At 58.5% G+C, this 14517-nt stretch carries 9 protein-coding genes; 6 read left to right on the forward strand and 3 right to left on the reverse strand.

What is annotated here, in order from left to right; genetic code table 11:
* The first annotated feature begins 369 nt into the window (after positions 1–369).
* The 5 genes from PSR62_RS19630 to PSR62_RS19650 all read left to right on the forward strand — a co-directional run bounded on the left by PSR62_RS19630 (position 370) and on the right by PSR62_RS19650 (position 8542).
* Positions 370–609, forward strand: a complete 240-nt coding sequence (locus PSR62_RS19630) for a hypothetical protein (protein ID WP_274404696.1) — start codon at positions 370–372, stop codon at positions 607–609.
* Between the two features lie 50 nt (positions 610–659).
* On the forward strand, positions 660–2498 hold the full coding sequence (locus PSR62_RS19635; RefSeq protein ID WP_443217447.1) for a proteasome accessory factor PafA2 family protein: 1839 nt from the start codon (positions 660–662) through the stop codon (positions 2496–2498).
* Positions 2499–2681: 183 nt separating this feature from the next.
* The gene (locus PSR62_RS19640) at positions 2682–5237 is read left to right on the forward strand and encodes a polyketide synthase (RefSeq protein ID WP_274404698.1); all 2556 of its coding nucleotides are present in this window, start codon (positions 2682–2684) and stop codon (positions 5235–5237) included.
* Positions 5238–5340: 103 nt separating this feature from the next.
* The gene (locus PSR62_RS19645; RefSeq protein ID WP_274404699.1) at positions 5341–7284 is read left to right on the forward strand and encodes a hypothetical protein; all 1944 of its coding nucleotides are present in this window, start codon (positions 5341–5343) and stop codon (positions 7282–7284) included.
* A gap of 19 nt (positions 7285–7303) precedes the next feature.
* Positions 7304–8542: a hypothetical protein gene (locus PSR62_RS19650; RefSeq protein ID WP_274404700.1), complete on the forward strand. Its 1239-nt coding sequence runs from the start codon at positions 7304–7306 to the stop codon at positions 8540–8542.
* Between the two features lie 1420 nt (positions 8543–9962).
* Here PSR62_RS19650 and PSR62_RS19655 read toward each other — a convergent pair.
* Positions 9963–10958, reverse strand: a complete 996-nt coding sequence (locus PSR62_RS19655) for a hypothetical protein (protein ID WP_274404701.1) — start codon at positions 10956–10958, stop codon at positions 9963–9965.
* Positions 10959–11260: 302 nt separating this feature from the next.
* Here PSR62_RS19655 and PSR62_RS19660 point away from each other — a divergent pair, with 302 nt between their 5' ends.
* The gene (locus tag PSR62_RS19660) at positions 11261–12613 is read left to right on the forward strand and encodes a Gfo/Idh/MocA family protein (RefSeq protein ID WP_274404702.1); all 1353 of its coding nucleotides are present in this window, start codon (positions 11261–11263) and stop codon (positions 12611–12613) included.
* Positions 12614–12742: 129 nt separating this feature from the next.
* Here PSR62_RS19660 and nusG read toward each other — a convergent pair whose 3' ends face one another.
* Positions 12743–13297, reverse strand: coding sequence for a transcription termination/antitermination protein NusG (gene nusG / locus PSR62_RS19665; protein WP_274404703.1), 555 nt, complete (start codon positions 13295–13297; stop codon positions 12743–12745).
* Between the two features lie 21 nt (positions 13298–13318).
* On the reverse strand, positions 13319–14437 hold the full coding sequence (aroB, locus tag PSR62_RS19670) for a 3-dehydroquinate synthase (RefSeq protein ID WP_274404704.1): 1119 nt from the start codon (positions 14435–14437) through the stop codon (positions 13319–13321).
* Positions 14438–14517 lie beyond the last annotated feature (80 nt).

A 14517-nucleotide genomic window follows, 5' to 3' on the forward strand; every position in this document is an offset into this window, starting at 1 on the left:
CGGGCCGGGGAGGGCGAACCTGAAACCCGGTGTGTAGCCCTCCCCTCGCTTCGCTCGACCCTCCCAGGGGGAGGGTGAATTGGTAAAGTAAGTGCCATTCGGCGGAATCGCCGAGACCGATCACGAGAAATCAAAAGTCCGCCCCGGATGGGACCAGCGAGGTGATAGAATCACGGGTCATTCGAATGACGACACTTTTTGCGTTGCGGAAATCGGAGACCGAAGTGGCCGACGGACGGCACTGAAACGAGACGACGCAAATCAGCGGTCGCCGCGTCCCTGACAAAAGGATGCCGACGGCGGTCGCAAGAATCTGTCGACACGAGCAAATGGAATCGTTCGCGAAATCAATGGGAAGGTCTTTCGAAAATGAATGCCACACAAACACAACTTCAAAACGCAGACCAACAATCGGTTGCTGCGACGGCAAATGAGCTGGGCACGGAAATGCGTGATCGGCAGCCACCTTTGCATCCGGAGCCCCCGACTCCTTCCAACACGCCGCGCAAGGATTCACTGAACCAGTTTGCATCGTGGCTGCGACGGGACGCTCGAGACGAAGCGACGACTTACCTTCATCGAGCCAACACGCACCACGACGGCGAATGAAATCGCCAGTGGCGAAACTGGCCATCCGCCAACGCCTGTGCCGGCGACTGATGGGAATGGAGACCGAGTACGCGACCTTCATCGATCCGCGAGACGGGGCGTTGCAGGCGGATGTCTCGGCTCGTGAAGTTTACGTTGCCTTGCGAGATGCGATTTGCCGCCAGATGCCAGCGGTGGAAGGCTTGGACGGCGGGGACCGTCGGTTTCTGGCCAATGGCTCGGCACTCAATCTCGAAACCCACCTGGCTCTCCGCGACGGCCCCGGTGGACTGGTCGAGATGGCCACGCCGGAAGTTTACCGGCCCAGTGACTTGGTGGCGTGCCAGCGCGCGATCGATGAAATCATGCGTGACGCATCCGGCGAGGCTCGCTGGTCAGCGAAACAAAACGTGGGGCGAGTTCGCGTCCTGAAGAACAGTTGCGACGCGGCCGGTCACCTGTACGGCTGCCAAGAGAACTACGAAACCGAGGTGGCAACGGGCGTTGGATTGCTGATGTATCGGATCGCCATTTGCTTGGTGTGGGCGACGCAGGTCGCTTGCGTCCTGTTCTCATTCCCCGTCGTGATGATGATCGTCGCCGCCTCGATGATTCAACAATCGAGCCAGCACGCCTCGTCAGTGATCCAGCGTCGCGGTGATCGGCACCGCTCTGATCACCCCAGCGGTCAAACGGACGCTGCCGAGCGAAATGACGAACCTGACGGGGAAGAACAGTCCGACACAAATGAATCAGAAGAGAGCTTTGTAGCCCTGCCCAAATGGTTCCAGTGGCTTTCGATCGCTTCCTTGCGTGCACTGCACCTGCCGTTGGTAATGGCACTGCGTGTGGTCGGGTCTCACTTTGCGTTTCGATCTCAACGCCGCCATCTGACGGGATTGTTGGTGTCGCGAGTCGCAATCATGGGAACCGGTCACCTGGACCACGACGGTTGCTTCTTTTTGTCAGGCAAAGCGATGGGGGTGGACCGAGTCGCAGACATGGGCGGCTTCAACGGCGAGCGTCCAATTTACGTTTACGGTCACTGGTTGACCAAGTTGTGCGGTCGTTCGTGGCGTTCGCTCGCGGAAACTCGTCAGCTTCTCAAGCGTCGCCAGCGATTGCAGATTGGATTGTCGGATTCCAACCTCAGCGACCTGGCTCAATGGGCCAAGGTCGGCAGCGTGGCGTTGGTCCTGGACATGATCGAAGCCAAGCGAACCAAAGACTTGCCGCGGCTTCGACACCCAATCCAATCGCTGCATGTTTTCAATCGCGATTGGAATCTGCTCCGGCGGGTTCCGACCAGCCACGGTGAAATGACGTCGCTGGAGATTCAAACCAAGTACTACCGGGCCGCGGAACAGTTCGTGCGGGAACAGAGCCAGCGTTCCGGTCGCGAATCGGAATGGGACGAAGCCCAGCGTGCCCTGCAGCACTGGGCGGAATCGATTCGCTTGGTCCGTCAATTCCGCAAAGACGGTGAGCAAACCGCTCAGGGACTGGGCCGAATCGACTGGTTGGGCAAACGTTGGATGCTCGATCAAGCGGTCGGTGAGGAGCCCGGCGAGCCTGCCGCCTGGATCACTCGCAAGAAAATCGATCTGCGGTACCACGAACTGTCGGAGGACGGGTACTTCGCCCGCTTCATCGCCAATCATCAAGAACGAGAGCTGATCGCTGACGTCGACATTGAGCTGCGGCGGCGGAACGCACCAGCGGATTCACCGGCGGCGCACCGCGGATGGATGATTCGCGAATTCGCCGGCGAGGTTTCGGTGGCAGGTGGCCCGACCATGCGAACGGATTGGGAACGAGCCCTGGTCGACCACAACCGTGCTGTTCGCACCGTGTTCTATAGCGATCGGACGGAAGGCAACCGGGGGGCACGTCGGCAGCACCCGTCCTAGCACGGCGACGCAGAAATCCCCGTTGGCTTGGATGCCATCGGTCATCCAGATCGTGATTCGCCCCATGCCGTGAGCCCCGTGTCGTGATTCGCCGCCCACCGCGAAACGCTGCGATAGGCTGGCCCGTGGATCGTTGGTAGGATGGAACTCACGGACACACGCACGAATTGAATTGGGAATCGGATGGGTCGTACTGAATCGTTGGATCCGGAGCTTCGTGATTTGTTATCACGGTTGCGCGAACGGGTGCGACGCTACATCGTTTGGGATTCGTTGCTTGCGATCGCCGCGTTGGTGTTGGTCGTCTTTTGGGTGGCGCTCGCGGTGGACTATTTGCCGGTTCGAATCGGCGGCAGTGAGATGCCACGGTCGGCGCGTGCGGTCGTGCTGTTCGTCGTGGCCGCGCTCGCGGTCCTGATCCTGGCCAAGTGGTTGTGGGGCAGGCTCAACCGTGAGTTGCCCGATGACTCGTTGGCACTGTTGATCGAACGACATCACCCGAGCCTGGGTGGGCGACTGGTCACCGCGGTTCAGCTGACACAAGAAAACCGGTCGCATGATTCACACAGCCCCGTGTTGTTGCGACACGTTCACCAAGAAGCCGCCGCGGCGGTGGACCAAGTCGACTTCGGACGCGTGTTTCGCTGGGAACCGATCCGCCGCAAGTTGATGCTGGTCGTTCCGTTGTTGTTGGCAGCCTTGGTGATGGCCATCGCCAGCCCGCAAACGTTCGCCCGGGCGATCGGAAGATTGTCGTTGCTGTCGGACTCACCCTGGCCTCGCAAAGCCTCCTTGGAAATGATCGGGGTCGAATCGCCGATCATCACCGCCGACGAAACCGAAGAGGTCGGCACCGAGTTGCTGGCGTTTGAAAACAAAGTCCTGCGATTGGCTCGCGGCAGCAGCACCACGCTGCGAATCCGTGCGGCAACGGAAGAGCTGGGACACGTCGTCCCTGAAGTCTGCACCGTGTCGTTTGTCGATGACGCGGGCAACCGAGGCCAAAGCAACCTCCGCCGGGTCGGCCGAATCCAAGACGGATACCAATCCTTCGTGTTGGACGGGCCGCCGCTGGCGACCCTTTCCGAATCGGTGACGATGACCATTCGCGGATTGGACGACCGCCTGCTGGATTACCGCATTGAAGCCGTCGACCCGCCCGCGATTGCCGACATGGAACTGGCGATTCGTTACCCCGACTACTTGCGGATCTTCGATGACAAAGAGGCCGCAACCGGTTCCGCAGACCAAATCCTGAAGTACCAAGCGGGATTCCGAATTCGCGAAGGCAGCTCCCTGACTCTTCGCGGAACCAGCAGCAAACCGCTGGGCGCCGTGGATGTCGCAACGTCATCCGAGGACGCAGGTGCAGCGGCCGAAAAAGATGCCAGCGAACCGGTCGTCAAAATCGCCGAGGACCGCCTGTCGTTTGAGTGGTCCGTGACGGATCTGCGAGAACCAACGTCAGTGCGTTTGGTGCCACGAGACGAAACGGGGATCTCCGCACAAGCTTCTTACCGTTACTTCATTGGCGTGGTCCGTGACCAAGTTCCTGAAACGACTATGACGATGAAAGGCATCGGATCTTCCATCACCCCGATTGCGATGCTGCCGATCCAAACGAACGCGAAAGACGACTATGGAGTTGAATCGCTCAGCCTGACCATGGCAGTTCGTGGCTCCGATGATGCGGAAGCCAACGCTGCCAGCCAAGGTGACAGTGCCATTGGCGACGATGCCATTGGCGACGATGCCGAAAGCGGCGAGCCAAGCTCCCGTGAAAAAGGTTTGCAACAGCACACCGTCCAACCTGAAATGGATCGCGACGGCAACGCTGCCTGGACATTTGACTTGCGAGACTTGTCGGACGACGGCACCGTGAACGGGTTGGCTCCCGGAGCAAGCGTGCAGATTTTCACAACTGCCAAGGACGGCTTTGATCTCGGGAAACCACATGTGGTCCGTGGCGAAGTGGTGCGTCTGGAAGTCGTGACCCCGGAAACATTGCTGGCAACCTTGGAACGTCGCGAACTGGAATTCCGCTCGCGATTGGAACAAGCGATCGACGAGACGCAACGCCTGCGTCAAAGCTTGGTCGCCGTTCAAAACGATGCGATCGATGTGCTGCAGTTTGCGGAACAGGAAACCGGTTCCGAATCAGAAGGTGAGGCGGTTGATTCGGACGAGGCTGAGTCCCCAGACGAATCCGGTGCTGCGGACGATGCCAGCGAAGAAACGGATGGCGAAGAAAACGCCCGAGCACGCCAACGCGTTCAATTGCGAATCCGCCAAGCCGAACTGCAGGCCACCAAGTCGACGGAAGAGTTGGCTGGGATTGTCATCGGTCTAGAAGATCTGTTGCTCGAAATGGTCCAGAACCGAGTGGACTCGGTCGACCGACGCGAACGATTGGAAGATGGCGTTCGCAATCCCTTGTCCAAGGTGGTGACGGAACCCTTGCCGCTTTTGCAGCGTCAAATCACTTCGATGGAGCAGGTTTTGATGGCGGAGGAGGCGACGGAATCGCCTGCTGCGGAAATGACGGACGCAGCGACAGCGGCAATTGCGACGACGGACGAAGTGCTTTTGTCACTCAACGCCGTCTTGGAAAAGATGCTGGACCTAGAAAGTTTCAACGAAATTCTGGATTTGGTCCGAGGCTTGATCAGCGATCAGGAAGAATTGATCGAGCAAACCGAAGAAACTCGAAACCAGCAGGTCCAGGATCTGTTCAAGTAAGAACGCAGTCGTCGGGAAATCGGTGTCTGGCACCCTGTCCCCGTGCCACCCTGTCCCCGAACCTTGCCCAGCGACGATCCCCGCGGATGGAAACTCCAATCCTATGAACAACGATTGCATGAACCAGGCTGACCGCACGCACCGCTTCGTTCCTACGCTTGGAAGTGTTCGGATCTGGCCCGTTTGTCAGTCCGCCTGCTTGCTGGGGTTGGTTGCGACCATCGTGGCCCTGTCGATCCCGGCGCCCCCGGCCTCGGCTCAATCGTCCACGGGCGACGAAGTCACCACGCTGGCATCGCGCCAGTCCAGCGTCGCCACCCGCTACGAGCGTCTCGAAGAACTGCTGCTGCGATTGGCGGACATGGAAGCCAGCGAGAACCCGGAACGCTCCGCGTTGCTCCGCCGCGTTGCCAAACAATCTCGCGAACGCTTCGTGCTGGAGAAACTTCGTGGCGCCGGCAAGATGATCGGCGACGGCCAACTGTCCAAAGCAATGACAGATCAAAAATCCGCCACCGATGAACTGCAATCGATCCTGAAACTGCTGATGAGTGAAGATCGCAGTTCGCGAATTCGAGATGAGAAGAAACGCATCTCTGATTTGATCAAACAACTTCGCTTGACCGAACGCAATGAACGCAGCGTTCGGGCTCGAACCGAAAACGGTGTCGAGATGAGCGAAGTCGAAAAGGAGCAAAAGGCGATTGCGGAACGAGCCGAGCAACTCCGCAAAGAACTGGAGGACGAATTGCCCGCGTCGGAAGCCGAGGCTTCGGACAGCGAATCGCAAGCAGACCAAGAAAAGGGGGCCGAAAGCGAGCCGGACAACAAGAGCGTCCCGAAACCGGGTGAGCAAGAACCGGGTGAACCGCAACCGACGGAACAAGAATCAGGCAAACAAGAACCGGGAACAGAAAGCAGCAGCGATCAACCCCGTCAAAGCGACCAGCCAAACGAAGGTTCCGAGAAGCCACCTGAAACCGGTGGCGAACCCCAGGATGCGTCCGAACAAGGGGAACAACCCGAAGGCGAAAAGGGATCCCCCGAGGGCGAACCCTCCCCAGAGGAGTCTGCCGACGAAGACTCGGAGGCCGAGAAGGGTGAGCAGTCACCGTCCGGCGAGCAACCATCCCAAGACGCTCAAAAGCCATCGGGAGAACAACCATCCGGCCAGCAGCAGTCTTCTTCTCAACAACAACCGCCTAAACCTCAGTCACCTCAAGAACAAGCCGAGGAACAATTGCAGCGGGCAATTGAGCGGATGAAAGAGGCTCAGGACAAACTGGCTCAGAACGACCGACAAGAAGCAACCAAGCAACAGCGACAAGCCGAGGAGGAACTGCGTCGCGCAATCGACCGACTCGAAAAGATCCTTCGTCAACTTCGCGAAGAAGAGATGGAACGCGAACTGGCCAAGCTGGAAGCTCGCTTGCGAAAAATGGCAGCGATGCAATCCGCCGTGCTGGACCAAACCCTCCAACTGGCAAAGACCCCCGAAGTGCAACGCAACCGCGCGACCGACTTGAAGGCCGGTGACCTGGCTTTTGAGGAGCAAAAAATCACTCTCGAAGCCGACCGTGCGATGTTGCTGCTGCGAGAAGAAGGCTCAAGTGTCGCGTTCCCGGAAGTCGTCTCCCAACTGCGGGAAGACACCGTGCGGGTTTCGACTCGTTTGGGGCAGAGCAAGATCGATCTGGTCACCCAAGGTCTCCAAACCGACATTTTGGCGGCGTTGGAGGAAATGATTGCGGCTTTGGCCCAAGCCCAACGTGACCTGGAAAAAAAGAAACAACAGGAACAACAGGGCGATGGCGGGGGGCAACCTTCGGGTTCTGGCGAAGAACCCCTTGTCCAGAAGTTGGCAGAGCTAAAATTGATTCGAACCATGCAAACTCGCATCCAGGGGTCCACGGACCGCTATGCTAGTTTGTCGGATGACAAAGCAACTTCTGCCGAAGATGTCTTGCCATTGCTCCGCGATTTGTCGCAAAGACAGGATCGGCTGTATCAGATCACACGCGATTTGGTGACCGAGCGGAACAAGTAGGGAACCACGTCCCGAGACCTTGATTGGACCATTGCTGATGAGAATTCGTTTCGCTGCTGCGATCTGGACACTGGTGCCCGCTTCCTTTGCGGCGTCGCCAGCGATGGCCGAAATCGGTCCCCCTGCGGAACTCGCCGTCGTCTCCACCGCGATCCAATCTCCCTTCCCAGCGAACACCCCGTCCGCCTTCATTCGTTCCGCTCCTGTTCAGATCATCCCCGAATCAGAAGCCGAACCGCTCGAATCCAATTCGCCCACCCACAACGGCCTGAAGAGTGGTGCCGATTGGCCACTGCGAGATTCAGACGAGATGGCGCAGCAACTTCGCGCGACCCTGGATGCGCTCGGCGTGGCACCGGACTTGTTGGATCAAGCCGCAGAGAATTTTTTGGTGGGAGTTCAACGCGACGACATCGAACCACTCAATGCTTGGGTCGATGCAGCGTCCGAACAATTCGATGTGCTGTCCGAATTGATGAGTCGTCTGAACGGCGATTTGTTGACCACCGCCCGAGCGATGGACCCCAGTGGGCCGGATTACGCACTGGTGGAATCGATGCCCAACGAACTGCGAGCCGCCCTGCGGACTTGGATCGGTCGCGAATTGGCGCGGGCTCGTTACTACGACGAAGCCCTGCCGATCTTTGCCGAAGTCGATCCGATGGTCTGCCCCGATCCCGCAACGCTGCTGTTCTATCGCGGTGCCTGCTACCACGCCCAGCTCAAAGTCAAAGACGCTCTGTCTGACCTGCGTCGACTGCTGCAACGCAAGGATGAGATTCCTGCTCGTTACGCTCGCACCGCCGAGATGATGGTCGCGGATATCAAACCGCTCAAGAAAGATTCACTCGACGAAATTTCGCGGTTGATGAGCGATGTGACGCGCCGCCTGGATCTAGGACGCGCCGACGAAGCCACCCAAGAACGTGAGCAAGAGGTCATCGACAAATTGACCAAGCTGATCGACAAGATCGAAGAAGAGCAGCAGAAGCAACAACAACAGCAGGAGCAACAACAAAATGCCAGTGGAAACGGTGGCCAAAGCGACGGGCAAGCGTCACCGATGGACGACAGCCGCATCGCCGGTGCGAGTGGCCAAGGGGACGCGGACCGCAAGAAAATCGACGACCAGAATGGCTGGGGAAATCTGCCGCCCGCCGAACGTCAAGAATCGCTGCAGCAAATCAGCCGCGACCTGCCAACGCATTACCGCGAAGCGATCGAAGCCTACTTCCGAAAATTGGCCACGCAAAAGTGAAGCCCACCCGGCTTCCAAGCCCGTCAAAATGAAAACCCGACGCGTCAGCAAGGCTGTTGCTGAAATGCCCGACGACGGCCCCATCCGGGGCGACCATTTTTTTTCCATGATCACTCTCGGTGCTACCGCCCTGAGCTAGGAACGGCGGCCCCTTCCGGGGCGAAGATAAACTTGGGTTGCCCCAAGGCTTCCGTCGCTCCGCGACTGATTGTGTCTGTCCGAGGGAACCAACAACCGCGGAGCGGTGACATCCGTCAGCCTCGGGTTTTCAACCCGAGGTCGCGAGCGTCCCTCACCACGCTCGACAAGCCGCGGAGCGGCGACAGGTGGCGAGCGATGGGATGGGGGATCGATTGAAAAAGTGAAATTGTAAATTGTAAATTGCAAAATCCCGGCGGTTGATACGATCAGCCGATGGGCGACAGCCCACGGTTACCGAAGGCGAACCGAACCTGATCGAGTTCCGGTCGGACATCGATCACGAGCACCGCTTCGCTGAGCGCGAGCACGAGAACGACGCGTCTGCGAGGCTCATGCGACTTGCCCGACGGCGGCCCCTTCCGGGGCGAGGATAAACTTGGGTTGCCCCAAGGCTTTCGGCTTCCGTCGCTCCGCGACTGATTGTGTCTGTTCGAGGGATCCAACAACCGCGGAGCGGTGACATCCGTCAGCCTCGGGTTTTCAACCCGAGGTCGCGAGCGTCCCTCACCACGCTCGACAAGCCGCGGAGCGGCGACAGGTGGCGAGCGATGGGATGGGGGATCGATTGAAAAAGTGAAATTGTAAATTGTAAATTGCAAAATCCCGGCGGTTGATACGATCAGCCGATGGGCGACAGCCCACGGTTACCGAAGGCGAACCGAACCTGATCGAGTTCCGGTCGGACATCGATCACGAGCACCGCTTCGCTGAGCGCGAGCACGAGAACGACGCGTCTGCGAGGCTCATGCGACTTGCCCGACGGCGGCCCCTTCCGGGGCGAGGATAAACTTGGGTTGCCCCAAGGCTTTCGGCTTCCGTCGCTCCGCGACTGATTGTGTCTGTTCGAGGGATCCAACAACCGCGGAGCGGTGACATCCGTCAGCCTCGGGTTTTCAACCCGAGGTCGCGAGCGTCCCTCACCACGCTCGACAAGCCGCGGAGCGGCGACAGGTGGCGAGCGATGGGATGGGGGATCGATTGAAAAAGTGAAATTGTAAATTGTAAATTGCAAAATCCCGGCGGTTGATACGATCAGCCATTCGGCGATCGCCCACGGTTACCGAAGGCGAACCGAACCTGATCGAGTTCCGGTCGGACATCGATCACGAGCACGAGCACCGCTTCGCTGAGCACGAGCACGCCAACATCCAAGAACCGGAATAGCACAAGACGCCAGCCACGTCGCGACCAGCATCCATCCCCCCCAACCCATTCCCAATCAGATCTTGATCTTCGGCGGGGGCGGCAACTCTTCGATCGATCCTTCTTCGCTCAGTTCATCCTCTCGGATTGCTTCTTCCGAACCTGCGGCGTTGGCTTCTTCGGGCGAAGGTGCCAAGGTCGGTTCGTTGGACATCCTCTCCTGTGTTTGCGAAGGCTCCCCAGCGATGGGAACCTCCGACTCCGGCAAGATGGATTGAGACTGCGAAAGAACCACGAGAGCGTCGCGTGTCTCAGCGAACCCGTCCAATCGGGCGATGCGGCCAAGCTGGCCATTGGTGGTGACGCCTCGGTACGCCTGCGCGGCGGACTCAATCGTTGCCGCTGCTTCACCGGTCATCGAACCGTCGGTGGTGACTTGGGCATTGTCGGTGACTTGCCGCAATGCATCGACCTGCAAATAGTCCCACCAAATGTCGCCGTCATCGATTGTGTTCAAAGCCGCGGCGAGACGTTCGACTCCTTCGGCCAGCTGCGTCGCGACATCAAACGCGGGTCCTGGGACGGGTGGGTAGGCCGCGACGATGGGATCTGATGAAGATGCCAACCCGGACGGGGACGCCAATCCAGACGGGTACGCCAGTTCGGGCGCGTAGGGCTGAGGCGCCGGTAGGCTGAGTCGAAATCCAGGGGTGTTGATTTCAACACGCCCGAGCGAGGGAGACCGATAGACCGGCGAAGCCACCATGACCGGGGGTGCGGGGGGGAACGGCAGCACCGGAATGGCCGGGCCGATTGGGGCAGCGCCGCGATAGCGATAGAGCGGATCACGATAGGAACCCGGCCTCACGGGTGGTGGCCCGACCGGAACAACGGCCCCGGGACCAGTTAAAAACGGGGGCGGCACAAGGTAGCCAGGAGCTCGGTAAGCAGGTCCATAGAATCCAAAGCCGGCGCCCGGCCCCCCACGGTAGCGGGCAACGACAGGCTGAGCGTCCGCTGTCGGCGCAAAGACGCCGAATATCAAGGCCGAAGCAACTAAAAATCGCCGCATGTCACTGCTCTGTTCTCGTTGGAAGGAAAGATCCGCTTGTCTCCATTTTAGTTCACAAAACCATTGACTTGCGGATCAAAATCAGTCACCCGATGAACCCAGGTGTGTGATCTCGGGTATAATTGCCTCCATACCTCGACGCAGTTTGCCTGAACCTCAGCTTTTGACTCCCGGTTCGAGTCCTTGAAATGAAGCTGGTGTCGGTGGCCAGCGGTCCTGGATCCCACCTCGTTTCCAACCTCTCGCGGATCTCCTGACCCCATCGGGAACCGCTCAACACGTATTGCTACAGGAAGTCTCTGATGCCACAGCCGAAGCCAACCGTTTCCAAAGAAGCCAGTCGCACCATCGATGCGAGTCGTCGTTCGTTCCTCAAGGATTCAGGTCTGATCGCAGGGACCACGCTGGCCGGCAGCACGCTCGCAGGCGTCTCCATTCCCAACGCTCATGCGGCCGGTGACGATGTCATCCGCTTCGTCGTGATTGGTTGCGGTGGTCGTGGCACCGGTGCCGCTGCCAACATCATGTCCACCAAGGGCAACGTGAAGTTGGTCGCCGTGGCCGATGCGTTCGGCAACAAAGCGGAAGGAACCATCAACGGCTTGACTCGCAAGTTCGGCGACAAGGTTGCCGTTCCACCCGAGAACGTCTTCACCGGATTGGACGGCTACAAAGCTGCCATCGACGTCGATTGCGACTTGGTCGTCATCGCAACGCCTCCCGGATTCAAACCGCAACAATTCGAATACGCGGTCAACAAGGGACGTCACATCTTCATGGAAAAACCCGTTGCCACCGATGCTGCTGGCGTCAAACGAGTTTTGAAAGCCGTGGAAGAGTCGAAGAAGAAGAACCTGATGGTTGGCGTTGGCTTGCAACGTCGTCACGAACCTCATTACATGCAGTGCATCGAACGCATTCATGACGGTGCGATCGGCGACGTGCTCTCGCAACAGGTTTATTGGAACGGTGGCGGCATCTGGTATCGCAACAAGGGCGAAGACCAAACCGAAATGGAATTCCAGTGCAACAACTGGTACCACTTCAACTGGATCGGTGGCGACCAAATCTGTGAGCAACACATCCACAACTTGGACGTCGGCTGCTGGGTCAAAGGCGAATACCCCGTCGAGTGCAACGGCATGGGCGGTCGTGAGCAACGCATGGGTGGTGACGCGACCAAGTCACAAATCTTCGACCACACGTTCTGCGAATACACCTTCGCTGACGGATCCAAGATGCACAGCCAAGGCCGCCACTTGGCCGGCGGTTGGAACCACGTGGGCGAATTCGCCATCGGCTCCAAGGGTTCCGCCAACCCATCGGGCACAATCATGGGCGAGAACAAATGGTCCTTCGAAGGCAAACGCCTGAACGGTCACCAACAAGAGCAACACGATTTGATCGAAGCTCTGATGCGTGGCGAGATCTACAACGAAGGCGAGTACGGAGCGAAATCGACGTTCTGTGCGATCCTCGGTCGCGAAGCTTGCTACTCCGGCAAGATCGTCAAATGGGACGACTTGATGGAAAAGGGCAAGGACCTCTGCCCAGGAATCGACGAGTACACCCTCGAGTCGACTCCTCCAACCGTTCCCGGCGAAGACGGCAAGTACCCCGTCCCAACGCCCGGCAAGTACTCGCCGTTTGCGTGAGTTGGAACCAAGTCCTGGCGGGCTGACAGAGGCCACGTCAACTGAATATTAAAAACAGCCCGAGAGTTCTCTCTCGGGCTGCTTTTTTTTTGAGTCCTGCGGTCCGGTTCCCACCGAACCCGCGATGCTTCAGACAATCTTTTCGACCTGGCAGTCTTCGAGTTTCACGCTGACGCCTTGCTGCATGAACCGGACATAAACCAGCAACCGCGATTCGTTCTCGCGGCGAATGACGGTTCCCTCGTAACCCGCGAACGTACCGTTTTTCACGCGGACCTTTTGGCCAGGCTCCAGTCGGCTTTCGACTGTGAGAGGCACGCCCATCTCGATCAAGCTTTGGATTTGCCGCAGGTCGTCGAGTAAATCGGGGACCTCGAGAATCTCCGACGCCTTCAAAACGGAACCGGTGCAGATCGCTTCGTAGCGAGCTTGGTCGTCCCCTCGCAGAAAGACATACGTTGCGAACAACGGCACAAAGGATTCACGCAATCGCCCGGCTGGCGAACGAAAACGCTGCTTGATCATCGGTGCGTAGTGCGGCACGCCCACCTCACGCAGCTTGCGAATCACCGCCTTTTCCTGGCGAGACTTCGTGTACAGCAACCACCAAGGTGAATCGAGTGACTCCTCTTGGTCGATCAGATTTTCCGGGTAGCAATCGGGTTCAAAAGGCAGAATGGGCATCGAAGTGACAGCGTCCGTGAGTCAGAGATGAGCCGAATTGATCGCCGCGATGACTTTGTCCGTGGGAACATCCCCGACCATCGCGACATGCCCGATCCGGTCAGGCAAAACGAAACGCAGCTTTCCATGCGACACTTTCTTGTCATGCGACATGACAGGCAGCATCCGTTCCGGATCCGCGTCTTTCCATACCAGTGGCAATTTTGCAGCGGACAACACCGCCGTTTGTTCTTCTAGCAAAGATGGGTCGCAGAGTTCCATGTCGATGGCCAACTGAGCTGCCATTTGCATCCCAATCGAAACCGCTTCGCCGTGCAGACACACTCCATAGCCCGCGGTGGCTTCGATCGCATGTGCAAACGTGTGCCCGTAATTCAAGATCGCTCGTCGGCCAGAAGTTTCACGCTCGTCTTCGGCAACCACACGGGCTTTTGATTCACAGCTTTTCCCAATCGCATAGCGGAGCGTCTCGGGATCCTTCTCGATCATCCGCGAGGCATTGGTTTGCAACCACGTGAAGAATTCCGCGTCTTCGATCACGCCATACTTGATGACTTCCGCCATGCCACTGATGAAATCGCGATCGGGCAGGGTTGAGAGCGACTGCGTGTCGATCCAAACCATCTGAGGCTGCCAAAAACTGCCGACCATGTTCTTGCCGCCGGGCAGGTTGATCCCGGTCTTGCCACCGACGCTGCTGTCGACCATCGAAAGCAGTGTTGTGGGAACCTGCACGAATCTCAACCCGCGAGTGAACGAAGCGGCAGCGAACCCAGCCAAATCGCCCACGACCCCGCCACCAACCGCGACGACAACGCTGCGACGATCTGTCCCGGATTCCAACATCGTGTTCCAAATCGACTCCAGCTGCGAAACCGATTTGCTGGTTTCCCCCGACGCAATCGTGATGCTGGTGATTCGGATGCCAGCCTGCGAGAGCTGTTGCTCGATGGACTGGGCGATCGTGTTCGCCACGGCAGCATCGTGAATCAGAACCACATGCGTGCAGTCGCCCACGGCGTTTTGGAAGTGCTCGGCAAAATGGGATGGCTCGGCGGAGTCGGTCAGCCCCGTGGTGATCCAAATCGGGTAACTGCGTTCGCCAAGCGAGACTTCGATTGATTCAATCGGTTCGGTCATGAGGTCGATGGGTTGGGGCAAAGTTGGTTGCACGGTTAGGATAGTGTAGCCGGTGAGCCGTTTTCACGGCATGCCTCAGC

This window comes from Rhodopirellula sp. P2 (assembly GCF_028768465.1).
Lineage (GTDB): Bacteria > Planctomycetota > Planctomycetia > Pirellulales > Pirellulaceae > Rhodopirellula.

Coding starts and splice junctions, on each gene's coding strand:
- PSR62_RS19655 (WP_274404701.1), bottom strand. CDS start 10,958: ATGCGGCGATTTTTAGTTGCTTCGGCCTTGATATTCGGCGTCTTTGCG.
- PSR62_RS19645 (WP_274404699.1), top strand. CDS start 5,341: ATGAACAACGATTGCATGAACCAGGCTGACCGCACGCACCGCTTCGTT.
- nusG (WP_274404703.1), bottom strand. CDS start 13,297: ATGCCCATTCTGCCTTTTGAACCCGATTGCTACCCGGAAAATCTGATC.
- PSR62_RS19640 (WP_274404698.1), top strand. CDS start 2,682: ATGGGTCGTACTGAATCGTTGGATCCGGAGCTTCGTGATTTGTTATCA.
- PSR62_RS19660 (WP_274404702.1), top strand. CDS start 11,261: ATGCCACAGCCGAAGCCAACCGTTTCCAAAGAAGCCAGTCGCACCATC.
- PSR62_RS19630 (WP_274404696.1), top strand. CDS start 370: ATGAATGCCACACAAACACAACTTCAAAACGCAGACCAACAATCGGTT.
- PSR62_RS19635 (WP_443217447.1), top strand. CDS start 660: ATGGGAATGGAGACCGAGTACGCGACCTTCATCGATCCGCGAGACGGG.
- aroB (WP_274404704.1), bottom strand. CDS start 14,437: ATGACCGAACCGATTGAATCAATCGAAGTCTCGCTTGGCGAACGCAGT.